This is a genomic window from Streptomyces sp. NPDC127114, from assembly GCF_042677525.1.
In the GTDB taxonomy this organism is placed as follows: Bacteria; Actinomycetota; Actinomycetes; order Streptomycetales; family Streptomycetaceae; genus Streptomyces.
This window is the reverse complement of sequence record NZ_JBHXTJ010000027.1, coordinates 13,622-37,020: the sequence shown is the minus strand read 5'-3', so window position 1 is coordinate 37,020 and position 23,399 is coordinate 13,622. Positions and strand designations below refer to the sequence as shown.

Annotated in this window: 19 protein-coding genes and 2 pseudogenes; 16 read left to right on the top strand and 5 right to left on the bottom strand. The window is 76.0% G+C overall.

Going from position 1 to position 23,399, the window contains the following annotated elements; genetic code table 11:
* Positions 1-138: 138 nt before the first annotated feature.
* On the top strand, positions 139-714 hold the full coding sequence (locus ACFVGS_RS25045; RefSeq protein WP_385693730.1) for an ATP-binding protein: 576 nt from the start codon (positions 139-141) through the stop codon (positions 712-714).
* Here ACFVGS_RS25045 and ACFVGS_RS25040 read toward each other — a convergent pair.
* Positions 684-1,337 carry a TetR/AcrR family transcriptional regulator gene (locus tag ACFVGS_RS25040; RefSeq protein WP_385693729.1) on the bottom strand — a complete coding sequence of 218 codons (654 nt, stop codon included), beginning with the start codon at positions 1,335-1,337 and terminating at the stop codon, positions 684-686. The genes ACFVGS_RS25045 and ACFVGS_RS25040 overlap by 31 nt on opposite strands.
* A gap of 252 nt (positions 1,338-1,589) precedes the next feature.
* Between ACFVGS_RS25040 and ACFVGS_RS25035 the strand changes: the two genes are divergently transcribed.
* From ACFVGS_RS25035 to ACFVGS_RS25025, 3 genes are all read left to right on the top strand, one after another.
* Positions 1,590-1,793 (top strand): cold-shock protein, encoded by a 204-nt coding sequence (locus ACFVGS_RS25035; RefSeq protein WP_384411218.1) that lies wholly within the window; start codon positions 1,590-1,592, stop codon positions 1,791-1,793.
* An 89-nt stretch (positions 1,794-1,882) separates the two neighbouring features.
* Complete coding sequence (locus ACFVGS_RS25030; RefSeq protein ID WP_385693728.1) at positions 1,883-3,514, top strand: DEAD/DEAH box helicase; 1,632 nt, start codon at positions 1,883-1,885, stop codon at positions 3,512-3,514.
* A gap of 169 nt (positions 3,515-3,683) precedes the next feature.
* Entirely contained in the window at positions 3,684-3,890 is a 207-nt protein-coding gene (locus ACFVGS_RS25025; protein WP_384411214.1) for a hypothetical protein, read from the top strand.
* Positions 3,891-4,023: 133 nt separating this feature from the next.
* Here the strand turns inward: ACFVGS_RS25025 and ACFVGS_RS25020 are convergent, their stop codons facing one another.
* On the bottom strand, positions 4,024-4,833 hold the full coding sequence (locus tag ACFVGS_RS25020) for an SDR family oxidoreductase (protein WP_385693727.1): 810 nt from the start codon (positions 4,831-4,833) through the stop codon (positions 4,024-4,026).
* A gap of 237 nt (positions 4,834-5,070) precedes the next feature.
* On the opposite strand from ACFVGS_RS25020, the gene ACFVGS_RS25015 reads away from it, so the two are divergent.
* Positions 5,071-6,543, top strand: a complete 1,473-nt coding sequence (locus ACFVGS_RS25015) for an aminotransferase class I/II-fold pyridoxal phosphate-dependent enzyme (protein ID WP_385693726.1) — start codon at positions 5,071-5,073, stop codon at positions 6,541-6,543.
* Between the two features lie 225 nt (positions 6,544-6,768).
* Here ACFVGS_RS25015 and ACFVGS_RS25010 read toward each other — a convergent pair whose 3' ends face one another.
* Both ACFVGS_RS25010 and ACFVGS_RS25005 read right to left on the bottom strand, forming a co-directional pair.
* A complete protein-coding gene (locus ACFVGS_RS25010; RefSeq protein WP_385693725.1) occupies positions 6,769-7,485 on the bottom strand; it encodes a 2OG-Fe dioxygenase family protein in 717 nt (238 codons plus the stop codon).
* A 361-nt stretch (positions 7,486-7,846) separates the two neighbouring features.
* On the bottom strand, positions 7,847-8,005 hold the full coding sequence (locus ACFVGS_RS25005; RefSeq protein WP_385693724.1) for a hypothetical protein: 159 nt from the start codon (positions 8,003-8,005) through the stop codon (positions 7,847-7,849).
* Between the two features lie 411 nt (positions 8,006-8,416).
* Here ACFVGS_RS25005 and ACFVGS_RS25000 point away from each other — a divergent pair, with 411 nt between their 5' ends.
* The 10 genes and pseudogenes from ACFVGS_RS25000 (at position 8,417) to ACFVGS_RS24955 (ending at position 20,761) form a co-directional block, all read left to right on the top strand.
* A complete protein-coding gene (locus ACFVGS_RS25000; RefSeq protein ID WP_385693723.1) occupies positions 8,417-9,448 on the top strand; it encodes an NAD-dependent epimerase/dehydratase family protein in 1,032 nt (343 codons plus the stop codon).
* Positions 9,449-9,702: 254 nt separating this feature from the next.
* Positions 9,703-11,391, top strand: coding sequence for a carbamoyltransferase (locus ACFVGS_RS24995; RefSeq protein ID WP_385693722.1), 1,689 nt, complete (start codon positions 9,703-9,705; stop codon positions 11,389-11,391).
* Positions 11,388-12,488: a glycosyltransferase family 2 protein gene (locus ACFVGS_RS24990; RefSeq protein ID WP_385693721.1), complete on the top strand. Its 1,101-nt coding sequence runs from the start codon at positions 11,388-11,390 to the stop codon at positions 12,486-12,488. The genes ACFVGS_RS24995 and ACFVGS_RS24990 overlap by 4 nt, the downstream gene beginning before the upstream one ends.
* Entirely contained in the window at positions 12,485-13,549 is a 1,065-nt protein-coding gene (locus ACFVGS_RS24985) for an HAD-IIIA family hydrolase (RefSeq protein WP_385693720.1), read from the top strand. The genes ACFVGS_RS24990 and ACFVGS_RS24985 overlap by 4 nt, the downstream gene beginning before the upstream one ends.
* Positions 13,546-14,553 (top strand): annotated as a pseudogene (locus ACFVGS_RS24980) (glycosyltransferase family 9 protein); the annotation flags it as partial. The gene ACFVGS_RS24985 and the pseudogene ACFVGS_RS24980, both read left to right, overlap by 4 nt.
* 263 nt (positions 14,554-14,816) lie before the next feature.
* Positions 14,817-15,782 (top strand): glycosyltransferase, encoded by a 966-nt coding sequence (locus tag ACFVGS_RS24975; RefSeq protein WP_385693719.1) that lies wholly within the window; start codon positions 14,817-14,819, stop codon positions 15,780-15,782.
* Positions 15,779-17,083, top strand: coding sequence for a glycosyltransferase (locus ACFVGS_RS24970; protein ID WP_384411196.1), 1,305 nt, complete (start codon positions 15,779-15,781; stop codon positions 17,081-17,083). The genes ACFVGS_RS24975 and ACFVGS_RS24970 overlap by 4 nt, the downstream gene beginning before the upstream one ends.
* A 95-nt stretch (positions 17,084-17,178) precedes the next feature.
* Positions 17,179-17,940, top strand: coding sequence for an SIS domain-containing protein (locus tag ACFVGS_RS24965; protein ID WP_384411194.1), 762 nt, complete (start codon positions 17,179-17,181; stop codon positions 17,938-17,940).
* Positions 17,937-19,364: pseudogene (gene rfaE2 / locus ACFVGS_RS24960) on the top strand (D-glycero-beta-D-manno-heptose 1-phosphate adenylyltransferase); the annotation flags it as partial. The gene ACFVGS_RS24965 and the pseudogene rfaE2, both read left to right, overlap by 4 nt.
* Before the next feature lie 407 nt (positions 19,365-19,771).
* The gene (locus ACFVGS_RS24955; protein WP_385693718.1) at positions 19,772-20,761 is read left to right on the top strand and encodes a glycosyltransferase family 9 protein; all 990 of its coding nucleotides are present in this window, start codon (positions 19,772-19,774) and stop codon (positions 20,759-20,761) included.
* A gap of 35 nt (positions 20,762-20,796) precedes the next feature.
* Here the strand turns inward: ACFVGS_RS24955 and ACFVGS_RS24950 are convergent, their stop codons facing one another.
* Positions 20,797-22,089 carry an MFS transporter gene (locus ACFVGS_RS24950; RefSeq protein ID WP_385693763.1) on the bottom strand — a complete coding sequence of 431 codons (1,293 nt, stop codon included), beginning with the start codon at positions 22,087-22,089 and terminating at the stop codon, positions 20,797-20,799.
* Positions 22,090-22,457: 368 nt separating this feature from the next.
* Between ACFVGS_RS24950 and ACFVGS_RS24945 the strand changes: the two genes are divergently transcribed.
* Entirely contained in the window at positions 22,458-23,204 is a 747-nt protein-coding gene (locus ACFVGS_RS24945) for an SDR family oxidoreductase (RefSeq protein ID WP_384411190.1), read from the top strand.
* Positions 23,205-23,399 lie beyond the last annotated feature (195 nt).

Below are 23,399 nucleotides of genomic sequence, written 5' to 3'. Positions count from 1 at the left end.
CTCCGGTCGTGCAGCCCACGGCCGGAGGCGCCATCACGCAAAAACCTAGACATCCAAAGTTTTCGGACTTACCGTGGTTTTACGGGCGGCTTCGAGCCGCCGACCGCGCCCCCTCCCCCAGGCGCAAGGAGCCCCCACATGTCCGTCCCCGCCTTCCCCGCAGCCGTGCGGACCAGCTCGCCCGGCGTCTCCCCGAACGCCGTCCCCCACCAGCCCGGGCCGGATCTTCCGGGCACCCGGCGGGCCCTGTCCGTCATGGCGGCGACCGCCGAGGCGGTCCCCTTGCTCCGGCGCTTCGCCCGGGACACGGCCCGTCAGTGGAACCTGGACGACCGGGCCGACGAGGCCCTGGCCGTCGTCGTCACCGAACTCGTCGCCAACGTCGTCCGGCACAGCGGCAGCCCCGACGTCGCCGTCCTGCTCACGACCACCGACCGGACGGTCACGGTCCGGGTCCACGACGGCGGCCGGTGGCGCCCCCGGCGCACGCGTCTGCCCGGCGACGACCTCGACGCGTGCTGCGGCCGCGGCCTCGACCTGGTCCGGGCCTACGCCACGGACTGCGCCGTGGTCCGCACGGCGCTCGGCACGCGCGTGGCCGTGACGCTCGCCACGGACGCCGGCCACTCCGGCGGCGACGACTGCGGGGGCCACCACACCGGCGGCGACCACTCCGGCGGCGACTACTCGGGCGCCGACTGCTCCTCCGGCTGAGCTCCGGGCACCCGCCCGGTGCCGGCGTCGGCGTTCAGGGCGTCGAGCAGCACGTCACGCAGCCGCCCGATGTCGCCCGCCATGTCGATGGACGGCTCGAGCAGCCACTGGAGCTGGATGCCGTCCGTCGCCGCCAGCAGGATCCGGGCCGCCCACTCCGCGTCGCACGCGGACTCCGGGCCGGTATCCCCCGTCTCCGCCGGAGGACCGGCGAGGAGCAGGGCCGCGATCTGCCGCCGCAGCCCCCGGTAGCGCTCGGTGAAGAACTCGTGCCCGGGATGGTCCGGGTCCGCGGCGGCGGCCGCGATGTCCAGGAACAGCTTGACCAGACCGGGGGTGGCGGCGTTCTGGGCCAGCAGCTCGGTCCGCCACAGCACGGTCTCCGGCGTGTACGCCTCCAGGGCGGCGGTGTCACGCGCCTCGATCACGGCGGTGAGCAGCGCCTCGCGGCTGCCGAAGTGATGCAGCACACCCGCGTCGGTCATGCCCACCCGCTGGGCGATGTCCCGCACCGACACCCCTCGGCTGCCCGCCTCGGCGTAGGCCGCGAGGGCGGCGTCGAGGATCTTCCGTCGCCTGTCGGCGGTCTTGGCGTAAGGCCCCCGGGACCCGCGTGTGCTCACCCGCGCACTCTAACGACGGAAGCCCGGCGGCAGGCCGAGCCGAGCCCGTCCGAGGGAGACGTCCGGCGCCGGCCCCGGTCGTCGTACCGGCCCCGCCTGACCGCCGGACCAGGATCTGTGTTACGGTTCGGGTGTTGCAGTTGTGGTACCCATGAACCTATGTGCGCCTGACGGGAAATGCTTTCCTCCAGGCGCACTATTTGTTTTCCGGCATCTCCGGATGGGGCCTCTGCCTACAGAAGGAGAAATGTCATGGCTCAGGGAACCGTGAAGTGGTTCAACTCCGAAAAGGGTTTCGGCTTCATCGAGCAGGACGGCGGCGGCCCCGACGTCTTCGCCCACTACTCGAACATCGCGACGCAGGGCTACCGTGAGCTCCAGGAGGGCCAGCGGGTCTCCTTCGACGTCACGCAGGGCCAGAAGGGCCCGCAGGCGGAGAACATCCTCCCCGCCTGATCGCCTGACACGACTCCGTCCGCCGGGGTCCGCACTTCCGCGGTGCGGCCCCGGTTTTTGCGCTGTTTCCAGGAAGGTCAGACATCCGCATGTCCCGGAGGGCCCAGAAGCCGAACCGGCGTACGCCGTCGCCCGCAGCCGCCGCAGCCGCGCCGAAGGAATTCCGGCTGCCGCAGAGCACGACCCCCGCGCTTCCCGCGGTCGAGGAGTTCGGCGACCTCGACATGCCCAAGGGACTGCTGAACACGCTCACCGCACAGGGCGTGACCACACCGTTCCCCATCCAGGCCGCCACGCTGCCGAACTCGCTCGCCGGCCGTGACCTGCTCGGGCGGGGCCGTACGGGATCCGGCAAGACGCTCGCGTTCGGCCTCGCGCTGCTGGCGCGCACGGCGGGGCTGCGTGCCGAGTCCAGGGCTCCGCTCGCGCTCGTCCTCGTCCCCACACGCGAGCTGGCCCAGCAGGTGACGGACGCGCTCGCCCCGTACGCGACGGCCGTGAACCTGCGGATCGCCACCGTGGTCGGCGGTCTTTCCGTCACCCGGCAGGCCGCCTCCCTCCGCCGCGGCGCCGAGGTCCTGGTGGCCACCCCCGGCCGGCTCAACGACCTCGTGGAACGCGGGGACTGCGTGCTGGACCAGGTGCGCGTCACCGTGCTCGACGAGGCCGACCAGATGACCGACCTGGGCTTCCTGCCCCAGATCACCAAGCTGATGCGGCAGGTGCGGCCCGACGGTCAGCGGCTGCTCTTCTCGGCCACCCTGGACGGGAACATCGACCGCCTGGTCCAGCAGTTCCTGTCCGACCCCGTGGTGCACTCCGTGGACCCGTCCGCCGGGGCGGTGACCACGATGGAACACCACGTGTTCCACGTCCTCGACGAGACGGACAAGAAGGCCGTCACGACGCGCATCGCGGCGCGCGACGGCCGGGTGATCCTCTTCCTCGACACCAAGCGCTCCGCCGACCGCCTCGCCAAGCGGCTCCTCAACTCCGGTGTGCCGGCCGCCGCGCTGCACGGCGGGCGCTCCCAGGCCCAGCGGACCCGGACCCTGGAGCAGTTCAAGAACGGTCAGGTGACGGCGCTGGTGGCGACCAACGTCGCGGCCCGCGGCATCCACGTGGACGACCTCGACCTCGTCGTGAACGTCGATCCCCCGGCCGACCACAAGGACTATCTGCACCGGGGCGGGCGGACGGCCCGCGCCGGCACGTCCGGCAGCGTCGTCACGCTCGTCCTGCCCGACCAGAAGCGGGACGTCGACCGGACCATGGCCCACGCGGGCATCCAGGCGCGCACCACCCGCATGACGTCGAGCGACCCGCAGCTGGCCGCCCTGACCGGCGCCCGCGAGCCCTCCGGCGTGGCCGTCACGCTGGACGTGCCCGCGCCCACGGCGCCGAAGGCGTCCCGTCCGAGCCGGACGAACGCGACCGAGCCGGGCCGGCGACCCCGCCGGACCCGCAAGGACGCGACCGAGCCGGACCAGCGGCCCCGCCGGCGCCGCAACGGCTCCAACGGGGAGGGAGCGGCGGCCGACTCCCCCGCCGGCCGCGGCGGCCGGTCCGCGGACCACACGACGGGATCCCGTACGAGGACGGGCCGCCCCGCCGCGACGGACGGCCGCGGCTCCGGCCGCAGGCCCGCCTCGGACGAGGCCGCCGCCCGCACGACCGGGTCGCGGCGCGGCCGCGGCGGCACCGCGCGCAGGAGCGGTTGACCTCCTGACGGTTCCTTGGGACACCTGACGGTTCCGTGGGACGCCTGACGGTCCCGCCCAGCCGGCCACGAGGACGAGGTGGTCGACGGCGCGGGGCCGCGGGTCCGCGGCTTCCCGGAACGCGGATGAACGCCGTCCGGCAGGGCAGCCGCGGGCAAGGAAACCGGAGGTGAGTGCCGTGCCGGAGCCAGGCAGCAAGAAGTACGACACGCGCAGGGCGCGGCTGCGCAAGGACGCCGAGCGGTCGGGCACACCCGACGCCAAGGCGAACGAGCAGGCCAACGAGGCCCTGCGGGAGGACGAGGGCATGCGCGGCTCGGGTCCCCGAACGAGCCGGGGCCGCGGCCCCAAGGGTGAGCGCCGGGGCAACGAGTGAACGGACCGGAGCGGCGGACGGACCGCCGCTCCGCCGACGCCCCGCGCCGACGGGCGGCCGCGTCCCGGCCCGGGGCGCAGGTCATCCGTACGTGAGCCCGTACGTCGACCCGTAAGACGTCCGCCGCCATACGTCAGCCCGTACGCCAGGCGTCGTCGGGCAGGTGGGAGCCCGCCATCGGGCCCATCCGGAGCATGCCGCCGTCGACGCTCCAGGACGCGCCGGTGACGTACGAGGCGTCCGGGCCGGCGAGGAAGGCGATGACGGCGGCGACCTCGCGGGCGTCACCCGGACGGCCCAGCGGGATGCCCGGGCGGGACTCGGTGGTGACGTCATGGTCCTCCTGGCCCGTCATCGGAGTGGCGATCTCGCCGGGGGCGACCGCGTTGACGGTGATGCCGTGGGCGGCCAGCTCCAGCGCCATGACCTGGGTCAGGAGCCCCAGGCCGCCCTTCGCCGCGCAGTAGGGCGCCGTCCCGACCCGCGGCTGGTGCTCGTGGACCGAGGTCACGTTGACGATCCGGCCGCCGTGCCCCTGGCTGATCATGCGCCGGGCCGCGCGCTGGGCGCACAGCAGCGGGCCGACGAGGTCCACGTCGATGATCCGGCGGACCGTGTCGTGGTCCAGGTCGAGGAACGGCGTCGAGGTTCCGGTGCCGGCGTTGTTGACCAGGACGTCGACGCCTCCGAGCCGGTCGGCGAGCAGGTCGACGGCCTCGGCCGCGTCGGGCAGCCGGGTGAGGTCCATGGGCTCGACGAACGCCTCCCGCCCCAGGCTCCGTACCTCGGCCGCGGTCTCCTCCGCGCCGCGCAGGTCCTGGTACCAGGTGATGCCGACGTCCGCGCCGGACGCGGCGAGGCGGACGGCCGTGGCGCGGCCGATCCCGGAATCGGCTCCTGTGACGACGGCGGTCCGCGGGTGGAAGCTCGACGGAATGTTCATGGTGGCACCCTCCTCGGCGCGTTCCCGGGCGACCGGACGGCGGACCGAGCGCCTCTGCCCGCGGGAGCGCGGCGCATGCGCGCCGGCCGGGTCCGGCGGCGGTCCGTTTCACCACGGGTGCCCGGGGCAGACGCGCGACACGCCCTTGCGGCACCCGTTCGCGTGACCCGACGAGGCACGGGACACGCCGAGACACGCGGCTCTACGAGGCAGGGGACACGACGAGACGGAGGAGTCATGGACCACTCGCGCGCACCGGTGCTCGAAGCGCTGGAGGACTTCCGGCGGCGTGGGGACGTCGTCTTCGGTCCCCCGGGGCACAAGCAGGGCCGGGGCACCGATCCCCGGGTGGGCGACATCGTGGGGTACGACGTCTTCCGTTCGGACGTGCTGCTGCTCAACGGCCTGGACGACCGGCGGGAGTCGCAGGGCGTCCTGGAGCAGGCGCAGGAGCTGATGGCCGACGCGGTCGGCGCGGAACGGGCGTTCTTCTCGACGTGCGGCAGCTCGCTCTCGGTGAAGACGGCGATGCTGGCCGTCGCGGGGCCGGGAGAGAAGCTGCTGGTGTCGAGGAACGCGCACAAGTCCGTGATCGCGGCCGTGGTCGTGAACGGCGTGGAGCCGATCTGGGTGCACCCGAAGTTCGACACGGAGCGGCATCTGGCCCATCCCCCGGAGCCCGACGACGTGCGCGCGAAGTTGCGGGAGCACCCGGACGCCAAGGGCATGCTGCTGATCACGCCCACGGACTGGGGCAGCTGCGCCGACATCAAGGGCGTGGCCGAGGTGTGTCACGAGGCCGGGGTGCCGCTGATCGTCGACGAGGCGTGGGGCGCGCACCTGCCGTTCCACCCCGACCTGCCGGCCTGGGGCATCGACGCGGGCGCGGACCTGGTCGTGACCAGCGTGCACAAGATGGGCGGCGCGATCGAGCAGAGCTCCGTCTTCCACCTCCAGTACGACCGGGTGTCGCCGGAGGTCCTGAAGCAGCGGGAGGACCTGCTCGGAACGACGAGCGCGTCCTCGCTGGTGTACGCGACGCTCGACGGCTGGCGGCGGCAGATGGCCGAGCACGGACGGGAGCTCCTCGACGGTGCCCTCCGCCGCGCGGCCCGGGTTCGCGAGAAGGCCGCGGGGCTGCCGGGACTGGTGCCGATGGGCGAGGAGATCGTCGAGGCCGGTCTCGCCGCCGAATTCGATCCGCTCAAGATCGTGATGGACGTGCGAGGCCTCGGCATCAGCGGGATGCAGGCGGCCGAGTGGCTCCGGGAGCACTGCCACGTGGACGTGGGTGGTTCCGACACCTGTCGGATCAGCGCCTCCGTGACCCACGCGGACGACGACACGACCGAGAAGATCCTGGTGGACGCGCTGCAGTCGCTCGTCGAACGGGCCGGCGAGCTGGAGTCCCGCCCGGCGGTCCGGCTGCCGCAGCCCTCCCGCCTGGAGCTGGAGCAGGCCAGGCTGCCGCGCGAGGCGTTCTTCGGGGAGGCGGAACACGTGGCGGCGAAGGACGTGGTCGGCCGCATCTCGGCGGAGACGATCAGCCCGTACCCGCCGGGCGTGCCGGTGGTGACGCCCGGCGAGGTGATCAACGCCGAGGTGGTGGAGTACCTGCGCAGCGGCGTCGCGCACGGCCTGCTGATCCCGGACGCCGCCGACCCCTCCCTGGACACGTTCCGGGTGGTGGCCCGCGGCGGGGGCGCCTGAGCGGTCCCGGCCTGCCCGACGACGACCCGGCCCCCGACGGCCCTGCCGGACCGCAGCCGCTCCGCCGGCCGGCTGCCCGCTTCAGCGCCACTACCTGCCGGTCCACGGGCCGTCGCCCGCCCCGGCGCCTGCCGGTCCACGGACCGCTGGCCCGCCCCGCGCCGCCGCTACCCGCCCCCGTGAGGGTCAGACGCCTTGAGGGCGGTCAGACGCCGCCACCTCGCCTCACCCCGCCTCGGTGAGGGTGATCACCAGGGCGTCGTGGTGCGCGGGGCGCCCGGGCGCTTGGGGGCGCAGGGCGGACAGTCCGTGGAGGGTGCGGCGGTCGTCGCCGAGGAGCAGGGTGCCGGGCCGTTCGAGCAGGGTCCGGAAGAGGGGCGCCCCGTCCGCGTGGTAGACGGCGCTCTCGCCGCCGTCCGCGTTGCGCCGGTCGACCAGCAGCGACGAGACGAGGGTGACCCCGTCGCGGTGCACGCCTCCCGGTGCGTACGTGCCGGGTGGGCCGGAGGTCGCCAGCATCCGGAAAGGGTGGATCCCGACGGTCCACTCGGGCGGGTCGGCGAGGACGGCCGCAGCCTCGCCGAGGAACGCCAGGATGTCCGCGAGAAGCGGATCGGCCGCGAACGCGTCGGTGAGCGGTGCGAAGTGCCGCTCGCGTCCCACGTACAGCGGATTGCCGTCTCCGGGCTCCAGGAAGGCCCCGTGGGGTCGCGGTCGTCGTTCCCCGGTGCGGCGCAGGCCCATGTGGCCGTAACGGCGCAGTCGCAGGGTGCCCGGAGAGTGCACGTACGGGTCGGGGACGAGGTCGTCCCAGTGGCGGTCGAACGCCGCCCACCGCTCGCTGCCCGCACCGAGTCTGCGTGCGGTCTCCTCCGCCGGGACGAGACAGACTCCCGGGCCGGAGAGTTGGCGCGTCAGGGGTTCGAGGTGGTGGTCGGTCATGGCGGGCGGATGCCCGGACCGCGCACCGCCATGCGCCCGTCGCCGTACGTCCGGGAGCCCGGCGCTCAGGGCGCCCGGCGCCCCGCCCTGCGGCGCAGCCGGAAGGGCAGGACGTACCAGCACAGGGCGAACCAGACCATGACCACGCCCGCGATCACCCGGGCGAACGGGGTGGGCACGACGTCTCCTGGAGGATCTCCGCCCACCGCCGGTTGACCCGCCCCCGCGCCGTCTCCGGCGGCCCCACCCCGTCGAACCCGTCGAGGGGTTCGGAGCCTTCGGGCGGTGTGCGCGAGGTGCTCGACGTGACGGTCATGGCGGCCTCCTCTACCGGCCGGCGGGTCCCGGTGGGTTTGCGCGGTCAGTCGTCCCCGCGGATGATGTGCCGCTCCGGATCGCCTCCGTCCCGCTCGTCCGGTGGCGCGTCGTCGGTGAGCGTCCGCGCGGGCCGACAGGTGCACAGGGTGGTGTCGCGGGTGATGACCTCGTCTGCCGGTGGTGCGTCGATCCGGGTGCTCATCGCCGTCATCTCCTCGTGGGCCTCGCCGTACTCGTGGGGAGCCCTGGCCGTGCGGCCGGAGCGTCGGCTCGCGGCTACCCGGCGAGGCAGCGGAGAGTCGCCTTTCCGTCCGAGAAGTTCAGGTTTGTCCGAATCCACCAAGAAACGTCTCGCTCGCGAGGAGTAGCGCTGCTCCGCCCGGGTAGCAGCCGCCTGGACGACCGGAACTTCCGGTACGCAGCTAGCTCACCAGCACATGAGCGCGGCACCCCGCACCCAGCGGTCGGGTGGCGGCTCTCCCCTCCCCGGGTGAGACTGTCAGACGACGCGTGAAAAACGCCCGGCAGGCAGACCGGTCCCGGGCAGTGGCGGCAGCGACCGCCCGGAGCCGCGGCTCATCTCCCTCACTTCACACGGTTGAGGAGATCCCCCATGGCCAATTCCCGCGCCCCGAGCTGGGAACATGCCGTCGTCACCGGAGGTTCGGGTTTCGTCGGATCCCATCTGTGCGCCGCGCTCCTCGCCGGCGGCACGGACGTGACCTGCGTCGACGACTTCAGCACCGGAACACGCGACAACGTCGCCGGGTTGCTGGGCCGTCCCGGATTCCGGCTGCAGGAAGCGGACGTCCGCGAGCCGTTCGCGGTGGACCGGGACCCCGATCTGGTCCTGCACTTCGCCTCCCCGGCGTCCCCCGCCGACTATCTCCGACTGCCCGTCCACACGTTGGAGACCGGCAGTCTCGGCACCCGCAACGCCCTCGCCCTGGCCCATGCCTGCGGCGCCCGCTTCGTCCTCGCCTCGACCTCGGAGGTCTACGGCGATCCCGAGGAGCATCCGCAGAACGAGCGGTACTGGGGGCATGTGAACCCCATCGGCCCGCGAAGCGTCTACGACGAGGCGAAACGCTTCGGCGAGTCGCTCACCACCGCCTTCGCCCGGTCCCGGGGTACGGACACCCTGATCGTGCGCCTGTTCAACACGTACGGGCCGCGCATGCGCGGGTACGACGGGCGCGCCGTGCCCACGTTCATCCGTCAGGCCCTCGCCGGCGAACCGCTCACGGTCGCCGGTGACGGACGGCAGACGCGTTCCCTGTGTTACGTGGACGACACCGTGCGCGGTGTCCTGGCGGCCGCGGCGCACGGGCTGCGCGGACCGGTGAACATCGGCAACCCCTCCGAGATCTCCATGCTCGATCTGGCGCGCTGGATCGTCGAGTTGACCGGTTCGCGCTCCCTCCTGCGCTTCGTCGAACGGCCCGTGGACGATCCGGCGGTGCGCTGCCCGGACATCACGCTGGCCCGCGACAAGCTCCAGTGGGAGCCACGGGTGCCGGCCGAGCAGGGGCTGCGACGGACCATCGAGTGGTTCCGCACCCGCCATGAGGACAGCGCCCCGACCGGCCGCGCGCAGCGGACCCGGACCGGCCGGGACGAACGGGCCCTCCCCTTGCGCGAGTAAGCCACGAGGCCGGCGGATCCGGCCGGGCGACCACGTCGATCGCCCACAGGGAACGCCCACGTGGACTGTTCAACCGAGCGGCCCCGACGGAGGTTCGCGGACTCCCCCATGCGCCCCGGCGCCCTCGCGCCCCACCGCTCCCCGCTCCCCCGCTGCCCGCCCCGGTCCGCGCCGCCTCCTCCTCCGCTCGCGTCCCGCTCGCACCCCGCCCCCCACCCGCGCGCATCCCCCGCACCGCACCGGAAGGCCTCCTCATGCGAGTTCTCGGCATCAACGCCCTCTTCCACGACCCCGCCGCCGCCGTGGTCGTCGACGGCATCACCGTCGCCGCGGCGGAGGAGGAGCGCTTCTCGCGGCGCAAGCACGGCAAGCGGCCCGTGCCCTTCTCCGCGTGGGAGCTGCCCGAGCAGGCCGCGCGCTGGTGCCTGAGCCGCGCGGGGCTCCGCCCGTCCGACCTCGATGCCGTCGCCTACTCGTACGATCCCGAACTCGCCAGGCCCGCGGACGACATGGGCCTCGACGATCCCTGGGACAGCCTGCGCCAGGCCTACGCCCGGCACGCCCCCGGCTTCCTCGCGACGGCGCTGCCCGGCCTCGACCCGGACGCGGTCCGGTTCGTCGGACACCACATGGCGCACGCCGCGTCGGGGGCGTTCGCCGCCGAGGCCGCCGAGACCTCCTCGGTCCTGGTGCTCGACGGGCGCGGCGAGTGCGCCTCGCACCTGGCCGCCCGCCGCATGGGCGACCACCTGGAACCGCTGCGTGCGCAGCTGCTGCCCGAATCGCTCGGCCTGGTCTACGAGGAGCTCACCGAACACCTCGGATTCCTGCGCTCCTCCGACGAGTTCAAGGTGATGGCGCTCGCCTCGCACGGGAGGCCGCGGATGGCGGACGAGATCCGCCGCCACGTGCATCCCACGGGAGACGGCGGCTTCCGGGCCCACGGCGTGCCCTGGGCGGAACTGTGCCCGGCCCGCGGCGCCGACGAGCCCTGGAGCGCCGCCCACGCCGACCTGGCCGCCAGCGCGCAGGCGGTCCTGGAGGAGACGCTGCTCGACCTGGTGCGGTGGCTGCACGGAGAGACCCACGACAGCGTCCTCACGCTCGCCGGCGGCGTCGCCCTCAACTGCGTGGCCAACTCGCGGATCGCCCGAGAGGGCCCCTTCTCCCGCGTGTGGGTGCAGCCGGCCGCCGGCGACGCCGGAACGGCCCTGGGCGGGGCGCTGCTGCTGTCGGCGGACGCCGGCGAGGAGCCGGCGCCGATGCCGGGCGCCGCGCTCGGCCGGGAATGGTCGGACGCGGAGCTCGCCGGACGCCTGAAGACGGCCGCCGTCCCCTTCGAGCGGCCCCCGGACATCGCCGCCGCCGTGGCGGAGGTGCTGGCCAAGAACGGCGTGGTGGCCTGGTTCCAGGGCCGTTCGGAGTACGGCCCGCGGGCCCTCGGGCACCGCTCGCTCCTCGCGCACCCGGGACACGCCGGGAACCTGGAGCGGCTCAACGACATCAAGGGACGCGAGCAGTTCCGCCCGGTGGCGCCGATGGTCCTGACGGAACGCTCCGCCGAGATCTTCGACGGCCCGCTGCCCAGCCCGTACATGCTCTTCGTCCACGACGTCGCACCGGAGTGGCGCGAACGCATCCCGGCCGTCGTCCACGTCGACGGCACGGCGCGGATCCAGACCGTCGACCGGCGCCACGAACCGCTCGTGGCCCGGATGCTGGAGGAGTTCGAGCGGCGGACCGGCCTGCCGGTGGTCGTCAACACCAGCCTCAACACGGCGGGCCGGCCGATGGTGGACGATCCTCGCGACGCGTTGGAGTGCTTCGGCTCGACACCGGTCGATCTGCTCGCGATCGGGCCCTTCGCGGTCCGCAGGAACGATCTCTTCGGCACCGGTCCGGGCAGCCGGGACGCCACCTCCGGTGAGAGGAGCGCCCAGTGACCGGCCGCCGCCCCCGCACGGCCCCCGGCGCCGACGGGCGGACGACGGCCCCGCGATACGCGGTCGTCGTGCCGACCACCGGCCGGCCGAGCCTGCAGCGCTGTCTGACCGCCCTCGCCCGGTCCGGCGGGCCGCGGCCCGCCCGGGTGGTCGTCGTCCACGACCGTCCCGGACGCGACGGCACCGTGCCCCCGCTGGAGGTTCCCGAGGAACTGCGCGAGGTCACCGTCGTGGTCCCGGGCCGGGCCCGCGGTCCCGCGGCCGCGCGCAACGCGGGCGCGCGCCTGGCCGGCGACGTGTCGTGGATCGTCTTCCTCGACGACGACGTCGTGCCGTCCGCGCGCTGGGGCGAGGACCTGGCCCGCGACCTGGCCCGCGCGCCCGTCGGCACGGCCGCGGTGGCGGCCCGGATCGAGGTGCCGCTGCCCGTCGACCGGCGCCCCACGGACGGGGAGCGGAACACGGCCGCGCTGGCCACCGCACACTGGATCACCGCCGACATGGCCGTACGGCCGGAGGCCCTGGCGGCCGTGGGAGGCTTCGACGAGCGGTTCCGCCGCGCCTTCCGGGAGGACGCCGACCTCGCGCTGCGGCTCCTCGACGCCGGCTGGGCACTGGACCAGGGAACCCGCCGCACCGCCCACCCGGCGCGACAGGGCGGCCGCTGGCTCTCGGTCCGGCAGCAGGCGGGCAACTCCGACGACGTCCTGATGCGCAGGCTCCACGGCCCCGACTGGCGTGTCCGCGCCGCCGCGCCGCGCGGCCGGCTGCCGCGCCACCGCGCCGTCACCGCCGCGGGCGCCGCCGCCCTCGTCTGCGCCCTCGCCGGGCGCCGGAGGGCCGCCGCGGTGTGCGGCGCCTGCTGGTGCGCCGGGACGGCCGAGTTCGCCCTGGCCAGGATCCTGCCCGGTCCGCGGACCCGGACGGAGGTCCTCGACATGATCCTCACCAGCGCGGCCATTCCCCCGGCCGCCACCTGGCACTGGCTGCGCGGCCTCGCCCTGCACCGCACCGCCCGCCCGCGCGACCCGGTGGCGCGGCCGGCGGCGTCCGGTGCCCCGGCCCGGTCGCAGGCCCCCGAGGAGGCCGTGTCATGAGCGCCGACACGACCACGAAGCCCGCCCGGGCCGCGCGGCCCTCGCCGTGCCACGCCGAGGCGGCCTTCGGACGTACGGGGCCGGGCGGCGGGCGGAGGCGGAACGCGACGTACGCCGACGAGAGCGCGGCCGTCGGCGCGAGCCCGGACGCGAGCGCGGCCGTCGGCGCAAGCCCGGCCGCGAGCGGGACCGTCGGCGCAAGCCCGGCCGCGAGCAGGGCCGTCGGCGCAAGCCCGGACGCGAGCAGGGCCGTCGGCGCAAGCCCGGACGCGAACGCGGCCGTCGGCGCAAGCCCGGACGCGAGCGGGACCGTCGGCGCAAGCCCGGCCGCCGGGTCGGGCGGTGCCGTCGGCGCGAGCCCGGACGCCGGGTCGGGCGGTGCCGGGGAGCCGTGGCTGTTCGGCGGACGCCGTCGGACGGCCGTGGCACCGAGGCGCGGACCCTCGGGCGGGCGGCCGGATGCCGTGCTGTTCGACCGGGACGGCACGCTGATCGTCGACGTGCCGTACAACGGGGACCCACGGCGCGTGTTCCCGCTGCCAGGGGCCGAGGAGGCGGTGACTCTGCTGCGGTCGCTCGGGGTGCCCGTCGGGGTGGTCAGCAACCAGTCCGGCGTGGCGCGCGGCATTCTGACGCGACGTCAGGTGAGCGACGTACAGCGGCGCGTGGAGGGACTGCTCGGGCCGTTCGACGTGTGGGCGGTCTGTCCGCACGGCCCCGACGACGGCTGCGCGTGCCGCAAGCCCGCGCCCGGACTCGTCCTCGCCGCGTGCGCCCGGCTCGGCGCGCGGCCCTCCCGCACCGTCGTGATCGGGGACATCGGCACGGACATGGACGCCGCCCTGGCGGCCGGGGCGCGCGGTGTGCTCGTCCCGACGCCCGTGACGCTGCCGGAGGAGATCGCCGCCGCTCCCCGCACCGCCCCTGACCTGGCCGCGGCGGTCCGCATCGCCCTCGCCGCGCCGCCCCACGACGGCTTCGTCCCGCGCGACGACACCCCGGCCGCGGGGCGCCGCCCCCGCTCCGCCGAGCGCCCCGCCGGCCAGGGAGGTTCCTCGTGAGCGATGCCCCGCGCACCCTCGTCGTGCGTCTCGACAGCGCCGGTGACGTGCTGCTCGCCGGCCCGGCGGTGCGGGCCGTCGCCGCGGGCTCCTCGTGGACCGCGCTGCTGTGCGGCCCCGCCGGCGCGCCCGCCGCACGACTGCTGCCCGGCGTGGACGAGGTGCTGGAGTACGAGGCGCCCTGGGTGGGCCTCGAACCGCCGCCCCTGACGGCGGAGGACGTGCACCGGCTCGTCGGGACCCTGGCCGCCGGCCGCTTCGACCGGGCGCTCGTGCTCGTCTCGTACCACCAGAGCCCGCTGCCCGCGGCGCTTCTGCTCCGCATGGCCGGGGTGCCGTGGATCGGCGCCGACAGCGAGGACTACCCGGGCGCGCTCCTCGACCTGAGGCACCGGCGCGCGGACGGGCGGCACGAGGCCGAGGCGGCCCTCGACCTGGCTCTCGCGGCGGGCTTCCGGCTGCCTCCCGGCGACGACGGCGGGCTCTGCGTCCGGCCCGCCCCGGACGCGACGTGGCTGACCGGCGACGGCCCGTACGTCGTGGTGCACCCGGGGGCCGCCGTCCCGGCCCGCGCGTGGAGCCCCGAGCGGGCCGCACGCGCGGTGGCCGCGCTGCACGAGGCCGGCCACCTGGTGGCCGTCACCGGGTCGGCGGCGGAGCGCGCCCTGACGGCTCGGGTCGCCGGCCGGCACGGTCTGGACCTCGGAGGCGCCACCGCCGGCCTGGGCGACCTCTCGGGCGTCCTCGCCCGGGCCGGCGCCGTGGTCACCGGCAACACGGGCCCCGCCCATCTCGCGGCGGCCGTCGGCACGCCGGTGGTCTGTCTCTTCGCCCCGGTGGTGCCCGCCGAGCGCTGGCGCCCCTACGGGGTGCGTCACGTGCTGCTCGGCGACCAGCGGGCGCCTTGCGCGCTGACCCGGGCGCGCGTCTGTCCCGTACCGGGGCACCCGTGCCTCGACGCGGTGAGCGACGACGAGGTGGTCGCCGCCGTGGCGTCCCTGCTGTCGCCACGCCGCGAAACCCACGGCGAACCGGCCGCCGGGCCGCGACCGCCTTCGGAGCCCACGGCCCAGCCCGACGCGCGCCCCACGGCCGACTCCGGGCAGCGGCCCACGACCGGGTCCCCGCCCGGGGCACGCCCCCGGAGCGGCCCCCAGACCCACCCCCGCCCCCGTCCCCTTCCCCGGGAAACCGGTGGTCCGCTCGGTGCCGGCGCAGGCCGGGACCGGTCGGCCGCGGCGGCCGGGGCGAGAGGAGGAACGCCCGCATGAACATCCTGCTGTGGCACGTCCACGGATCCTGGACGACGGCCTTCGTCCAGGGCCCACACGCCTATCTGACCCCCGTCACGCCCGACCGCGGCCCCGACGGCCGGGGCAGGGCGGAGACCTTCACGTGGCCCGGCTCGGTGCGCGAGGTGCCACCGGAGCGGCTCCGGGACGAGCCGGTCGACCTGGTCGTCCTCCAACGGCCGCACGAGGAGGAGCTCGCCGCACGGTGGCTCGGCGGCCGGCGTCCCGGCAGGGACGTGCCGGCGGTGTACGTGGAGCACAACACCCCCCGGGGCGACGTGCCGCTGTCCCGGCATCCGGTCGCCGACCGCGCCGACCTCACCCTGGTGCACGTCACGCACTTCAACCGGCTGCTGTGGGACAACGGGACGACCCGCACCGCCGTCGTCGAGCACGGGATCGTGGATCCCGGCCACCGTTACACCGGTCGCCTCGCGCGGGCCGCCGTGGTGGTCAACGAGCCGGTCCGGCGCGGGCGTTTCGTCGGTACGGACCTGCTGCCCGAGCTCGCGCGCGAGACGCCGCTCGACGTCTTCGGGATGCGTACGGAGGGGCTGGCCGCGCATCTGGGGCTGCCGGAGGAGCGGTGCCGCACGGCCGACCTTCCCCAGGCCCGGCTGCACTCCGCCATGGCGGAACGGCGGCTCTACCTCCATCCCGTGCGCTGGACGTCGCTCGGTCTGTCCCTGCTGGAGGCGATGCACCTGGGCATGCCGGTCGTCGCCCTCGCCACCACCGAGGCCGTCGAGGCGGTGCCCCCCGGCGCGGGAACGCTCTCGACGCGCCCCGAGGTGCTCGCGCGGGCCGCCCGCCGCTACCTCGCCGACCCCGACGCGGCCGCCGCCGACGGCGCCAGGGCCCGTCAGGCGGCCCTCGAACACTACGGCCTCAAGCGCTTCCTGGACGACTGGGAGCGCCTCATCACGGAAGTGCTCTCATGACTCCTCTCCACGCACCCCTCCACTCGAACGCCTCGGGCCTCCGCGCGGCTCCCTCGGGCCGGGACCCGGCCCGACATCCGGGCGACCCCCTCGCGATCGCCCTCGTCTCCGAGCACGCGAGCCCGCTCGCGACGCTCGGCGGCGTGGACGCCGGCGGCCAGAACGTGCACGTCGCGCAGCTCGCGGGCGCGCTCGCCGACCGCGGTCACCGGGTGACCGTCTACACCCGTCGTGACGACGCCGCCCTGCCGGAGTCGGTGCCGCTGCGCCCGGGGGTGATGGTCCATCACGTGCCGGCCGGGCCCGCCGAGCAGCTGCCGAAGGACGAACTCCTGCCCCACATGCGGCCCTTCGCCCGCTATCTCGCCGACCGGTGGCGCGAGGAACGCCCGGACGTGGTCCACTCGCACTTCTGGATGTCGGGACTCGCCGGACTCTGGGCGACCGAGGGGACCGGGACGCCGTTCCTGCACACGTACCACGCGCTGGGCACGGTGAAGCGGCGCCACCAGGGCGCGGCCGACACGAGCCCTCCCACGCGCATCGCGCACGAGACCGAGGTGGGCCTCGGCTGCGACCGGGTCGTCGCCACCTGCCGTGACGAGGTCGAGGAACTGGCCGCCATGGGCATCCCGCGCGCCAAGGCCGACATCGTGCCCTGCGGCGTCGACCCGGCCGCCTTCCGGCCGGACGGGCCGGCCGCGCCACGCGGTCCGCTCCGCTACCGGCTGCTGCACCTGGGCAGGCTGGTGCCCCGCAAGGGCGCGGCCGTCTCCATCGCCGCCCTGGGGCGGCTGCCGCACACCGAGCTCGTCATCGCCGGCGGCCCCCCGCCCTCGGCGATGGACGCCGACCCGGAGGTGCGGCGGCTGCGGGCGCTCGCCGAGGAGGCGGGCGTCGCCGACCGGGTGCACTTCACCGGGGCGGTGCCGCCGGCGGCGGTGCCGGGTCTGATGCGGAGCGCCGACCTCGTCCTGTGCCCGGCGGACTACGAGCCGTTCGGCATCGTGCCGCTGGAGGCCATGGCCTGCGGCAGGCCGCTGGTGGCGAGCGCCGTGGGAGGCCAGCTGGACACGGTCGCCCACGGCGTGAACGGCCTGCTGGTGCCGCCCGGCAGCCCGCCCCTGCTGGCCGCGGCCGTACGGCTGCTGCTCGCCGATCCCGCGCTGCGGGCGGAGTACGGCAGGGCGGGGCGGCGCCGGGTGCTCGAACGGTACTCGTGGCAGCGCGTGGCCGGGGCGACGGAGGAGTCCTACCGGGCCGTCCTCGCCGCGCACGCGCCGATGGCCGGAGCGGCCTGACCGTCCTCCCGGGCCGCGGGGAACCCCCGGCGGCCCGGGACCTGACAGGCGAAGGAGGTGCGGCCCGGACCCGGCAGGGCGCGCGGCCGACCAGCATGAACGAATCCCAGACCTTCGAGGACGCACGGCTGCACTGCCAGGCGCTGTGCCGGGCGGTCGACCGCCTGGACGGCACGGACCTGCGGCGGCTCTCCCGCTGGGGACGCCACCTGGCGGCCGTGCTCACGGACGGCGGGCGGCTGCTGGCCGCCGGCAACGGGGGCAGCGCCGCCCAGGCGCAGCACCTCACCGCGGAGCTCGTGGGGCGCTACCGGGAGGACCGTCCCGCCTACTCCGCGCTGTCCCTGCACGCCGAGACCTCCAGCGTCACGGCCATCGGCAACGACTACGGCTTCGAGCAGGTCTTCGCCCGTCAGGTGGCGGCGCACGGCCGCGCCGGCGATCTTCTGATGCTGCTGTCGACGTCGGGGCGCAGCCCCAACCTGCTCTCCGCGGCGATGACGGCCCGCTCCCGGGGCCTGGACGTCTGGGCCCTGACGGGGCCCGCGCCGAACCCGCTGGCCGAGGCCGCCGACGACGCCCTGACCGTGGACGCCGCGACCACGGCCACCGTCCAGGAGGCGCATCTGGTCGTCGTCCACCTGCTGTGCGAGTTCTTCGACGCGTCCCTCGTGGGCGCGCTCGGCGGACACGCGGACCGGGCCGACCCGGCCGCCGCGGATCGTGCCTCCGCACGCGCGGCCGGGGCGTCCGCCGCTGCCGACGGCTCACCCGTGCCGGGTGCGCCTGCCGGGCTGCGGGGCCGGTCCGAGCGCGCGGCGCGGGACGCGACGCCGCGGTTCGGGAGGATGCGGTGAACCGCGGGCCCTTGGTCGTGGTGGGCGACCTCCTCCTCGACGAGGACATCGAGGGCGAGGCCGGCCGGCTGGCCCCGGACGCCCCGGCGCCCGTCGTCGACGTGGCAGGGGTGCGCCGGCGGGCGGGCGGCGCCGGCCTCGCCGCGCTCCTCGCCGCCCGCCTCGACGGCCGGCCCGACGGTCGGGTCGACGGCCGGCCCGACGGGGCCTCCGCCGCCGGTGTCGTGCTGATCGCCGCGCTCGGCGCGGACGAGTCGAGTGCCGCGGCCCGGCGGTGCCTGGGCGGTGAGGTCCGTGTCGTGGCCGTGCCCCTGGACGGGACCCTGCCGGTGAAGACCCGGGTGCTGGCCGGCGGCCGGCCGCTCGTGCGCCTCGACCGGGGCGGCGGAAGCCCCGGCCGACCCGGCGACGACGCCCTTCGCGCGCTGGAGTCCGCGGGCGCCGTCCTGGTCTCCGACTACGGTCGGGGCACGGCCGACGTCCTGCGCGGGCCGCTGGCGCGGGCGGCGCGGCGGGTGCCCCTCGTCTGGGACCCCCACCCGCGCGGCGGCCCGCCCGTGCCGGGCACCCGTGTGGCCACCCCGAACGCGAAGGAGGCCGCCGGCTTCAGCACCCGGCCGGGCACGTCCCTGCGCGCCCACGCGGACCGGGGTGCCGAGCTCGCCGCACGGTGGGAGGCGACGCACGTCGCCGTCACCCTCGGCGCCGAGGGGGCACTGCTGACCCGGGCCGGCTCGACGGCACCCCTGCTGGTGCCGGCGCCCGCCGTCACGTGCGGCGACCCGTGCGGAGCGGGCGACTGCTTCGCGGCGGCGGTGGCCGTGGCCCTGGCCCGGGGCGCGCTGCCGGAGGAGGCGGTGGGCCGGGCCGTGACCGAGGCCGCGGCGTTCGTCGGCGCGGGCGGCGCCTCGGCGGTCTCGGGCGCCGACGGGAACCCGGCGGCCGCCGCGCCGCCCGACCCGGAGCCCGCGGCCGACGCGTTCGCGCTCGCCCGGCGCGTCCGGGCCCGCGGCGGCACCGTGGTCGCGACGGGCGGCTGCTTCGACCTGCTGCACGCGGGCCACGTGGGGCTCCTGGAACGCGCGGGCCGGATCGGCGACTGCCTCATCGTGTGCGTCAACACCGACGCCTCGATCACCCGCCTCAAGGGCCCCGGCCGCCCGCTGACCCCGCTCGCGGACCGGATGCGCGTCCTGGAGGCCCTGAGCAGCGTGGACGCGGTGGTGGCCTTCGACGAGGACACCCCGGAGCGGCTGCTGGAGGCGCTGCGGCCCGACGTGTGGGTGAAGGGCGGCGACTACGCCCCCGACAGCCTGCCGGAGACGCGGGCGCTGCGGAGCTGGGGCGGCCAGACGATCGTCCTGCCCTACCTGGAGGGCCGCTCGACGACCACCCTCGCCCACCGCGCGGCCCACGCCGCCCGCGCCGCCGCCCGCGTCGGCGGGGCCGGCCGGTCGGGCCGGGACGGGCGGACCGGGCAGGCCGGCCGATCCGAGCGGGACGCTGAGGTCGGCCCTGCCGGCCCGGGCGCGTGGGCGGACCGGACCGACCGGGCCGCGCCGTCGGGGCGAGCCGGCCTTGCCGACCGGACCACGACGGCCGACCGGACCGACCGGGCTGCGCCGGCAGGGCGGACCGGCGCGGCCGCGTGGGCGGACGGAACCGACGGGACCGCGACGACCGGGCGGTGGGACCGATGAGCCCGGCTCACCCTCGGCCGCAGGGCGTGGCGCGCGGGTCGGGGCACACGGCGTCCAGGGCGGGCCGGGCCGTCCACGCCCGGCCCACGGCCGGTCGGCCCGAGACTCCCCACGGGCGGCCGGTGGTTCTGGTGCTGCGTGCCCTCGGGCTGGGTGATCTGCTGACCGCCGTTCCGGCGCTGCGGGCGCTGCGCCGGGCGCTGCCGGACCACGAGCTGGTGCTCGCCGCGCCGCGTGCCCTGGCGCCGGTGGCTCGCGCCACGGGATGCGTGGACCGGCTGCTGCCGGCCGGCAGCCCCGGACGCGCGGTGCCCGCCGTCCTGCCCGGGGCCGCCCGCGCGCCGCGGCTCGCCGTGAACCTCCACGGCCGCGGACCGGCCAGCCACCGGCTGCTCGCGGGGCTCGGACCGGAGCGCCTGTGGGCCTTCCGCCATCCGGGCGTGCCCGCCGTGCCGGGGCCGGCGTGGATCGCGTACGAGCACGAACGCCTGCGCTGGTGCCGGATGCTGCGCTGGTACGGGCTCCCGGCCGATCCCGACGACGTGCGGATCGCGCCGCCCGGCCGCGCGTCCCCGCTGCCGGGAGCGGTCGTGGTGCACCCGGGGGCCCAGGCGCCCGCGCGACGCTGGCCGGTGGACCGTTTCGCCGCCGTGGTACGGGGCGTCCGCAGGGCGGGCCTGCCGGTGCTCGTCACGGCGGGTCCGGGCGAGGGCCCGCTGGCCCGGTCGGTGGCCGAGCACGCCGGTCTCGACCCGTCCGCCGTGCTGGGCGGGGACGGGGGGATGCCGTTCGAGGAGCTGTGGGCGCTGGTCGCGCAGGCGCGCTGTCTGGTGGTCGGCGACACGGGGCTCGCCCATCTGGCGACGGCGCTCGGCACGCGCTCGGTGGTGCTCTTCGGGCCGGTGTCGCCGGCCCTCTGGGGGCCGCCGCGCGACGGCCCGCACACGGCGCTCTGGCATCCGGTGCCCGGCCCGGAGGCCGGCCGGCCGGGCGACCCGCACGGGGACCGCCCCGATCCCCGGCTGCTGCGGATCACGGTCGCCGAGGTCCTGGAGGCCGTCCTGACGCCGGTCTCGGGCGCTTCCGTGCCGGCGCCGGTCGTCGAGGCGGCGGCGCCGTGAGCACGCGCCCCGCGCCCTCGGAGGGCGCGGTGCGGTCAGGCCGCGCTGTCCAGGGCGGGCCGGGTGACGCGGGTGAGCCGGGTGAACCGCGGGCGGAGCGTTGCGGCCACCGGGTCGGCGGTGGCGACGGTCCGGGGGCCGCGCAGCAGCCATCCGCCGGCGACCGCGGCCGCGACGACCAGTCCGCCGGTGACGAGCGCGCCCCGCGCGCCCATGAGCTCCATGAGCAGGCCCAGGGTCGGCGGTGCGGCCAGGCCCCAGAGCGTACGGATGCTGTTCCACGCGCCGAGGACGCGGCCGCGCATGTGCGGCGGCGGGTCGGTCTGCAGGAGCGTGTTCTGCGCGGTGTCCGTCACGGACTCGGCGACGGCCATGGGCAGGGCGAGCACCACGAGGAACGCCAGGGACGGCGAGATGCCGGCCACCACCTGGAGCAGCGCGCCGCCCGCGGTGAGCAGGGCGACCATGCGGACGCGGGGCGCCCGGAGCCGGGCGCCGAGCACGGCGCCGACGATGCCGCCGACGGCCAGCGCCGTGGAGACGGCGCTGAAGGAACCGGCGGAGCCGGCGAGGGGGCCGGCCACCAGGACCGCGAGGGTCAGCGAGTAGTTGCGGCCGAAGAGGGCGCTGACCGCGTTCAGGGCGGCGAGCGCGACGAGCCGGGGGCGGCGGGCGAAGAAGACCAGGCCTCCGCGGACGCTCGTGTCGGCGGCGTCGTCGGACGTTCCGGTCGCGCCGGACGCCTTGCGCGCGGGTGCGGCCGTGGCCTCGCCGTGCTGGGGGCGGATCAGGGTGAGGAACGGGATGACGGCCGCGACGAAGAAGAACGAGATGCCGTTGGCGACGTAGGCGGCGGCCGTGCCGAGCGTGGCGACGGTGATGCCGGCCAGCGCGGCCCCGGCGAGCCGTCCCGCGCTGTGGGCGAGGGAGCCGACGCCGATGGCCGAGGGCACGTCCCGTGCGGGGACGAGGTCGTTGCCGAGCAGGGCGCAGGCGGGTCCGTCGACGGTGGCGACGAGGCCGGTGACCACGGCGAGCGCGATGAGGACGGGCAGGTTCAGCAGGCCGGCCGCGACGAGCACGGCGGTGGTCAGGGCCACGAGGCCGAGGGTCACCTGGGCGGCGGCGGCCGTCACCTTGCGGGGCCAGCGGTCGACGGCGGCGCCGCCGAGCAGGCCCATCAGCAGGCCGGGGGCGGCCTGAGCGGAGATCGACAGACCGGCGGCGGCGGGCGAGCCGGTGATCTGGAGGACCAGCAGGTTCTGGACGGTCAGCTGCATCCACGTGCCCGTGTTGGACACGAGGTGGGCGACGGCCCACCAGCGCATGCTGCGGTGGCGCAGCGAACGCCAGGGCGACCGGTCGTCGGCGGACCGGGGCTTGGGCTGGGGCCGGGAGGGGGACTGGGGCAGACGCGAGGAAGGCACAGGGTCACCGGAAGCGGCACGAGGCACGCGCGAGGAGCGGGGGGCACGAGACGGCCTCGGTCCGTCGCACCGGGAACTCCGGCACGGCGGTCTCCGGCCAGCGGCCCACTGTGGCAGACGGTTCTCGAGAAGAGAGTGACGCCGCCGACACGGCCCTCCGCGGCCGGCCGTTCGCCGCCCCAACTCCCCTGCCGATCAAGGCGCGTGGGAAGCGCGTGGGCTTGCTCACATCACGTCCGGGAAATGTCGTCCAGGGAGAAGAGACAGCGATGAACAGTGGAGTGGAGATCACGCTCGACGGCCGGTCCGCCCTCGTCACCGGCGGGGCGCGCGGACTGGGCGCGGCGATCGTGCGGCGTCTGGCGCGCGCCGGGGCTTCGGTCCTGGTCGCCGACGTACGGCAGGAGCAGGCGAAGGAGCTGTGCGAGGCCCTGGTGGCCGAGGGCGGCAAGGCCCGGCCGGTCGGTCTGGACGTGCGGGACCCGGAGGCGGTCGGCGAGCTGTTCGAGGAGCTGGACGCCTCGGGCGGCGCGGTGGACGTGCTGGTGAACTGCGCGGCCGTCGACGTGACGAAGTCCGTGGCCGAGCTCACGGCCGACGAGATCACCCGCGTGATCACCACCGACCTGCTCGGCCCGATGTACCTGTGCCGTGAGGGCTACCGCCGGATGGTCGCGCGGGGCGGCGGGCACATCGTGAACATCCTGTCGACCGCCGCCGTCCGCACCTGGACCGAGGCGGGCCCGTACTCGGCCGCGAAGACCGGGCTGCGCGCCTTCACCCACACGTTGTTCAAGGAGGCGCAGCGCGACTGCCCGGGCATCGGGGTCACCGGGGTCGTGGCCGGCGGCATGGAGACGCCGTTCATCATGGAGCGCTTCCCGGAGACCGACACGGCTCTGCTGCAGAGCCCGGAAGTCGTGGCGGACGCCGTGATGTACGCCCTGTCGGTGCCTCCGGGCAGTGCGGCGGCGGAGCTGGTGGTGGTCCCGCGGCGCGAGGTGTCCTGGCCGTGAGCCCGGATGGCCTGGCCGTCCCCCCGAGGCGCCCGCGCCCGACGTGAGACGCCTCCGGCACACGAAGCGCCTCCGACACGGTGCCGGTCGTCCGGCCCGGGTCGGAGGCGCCCGGCGGTGCGCCGCCGCGCCGGGGTGGGACCGGCCGGAGCGGGCGTGTCCCGGGTTCGGCTTCATCCAGCCGGCGCAGACGCG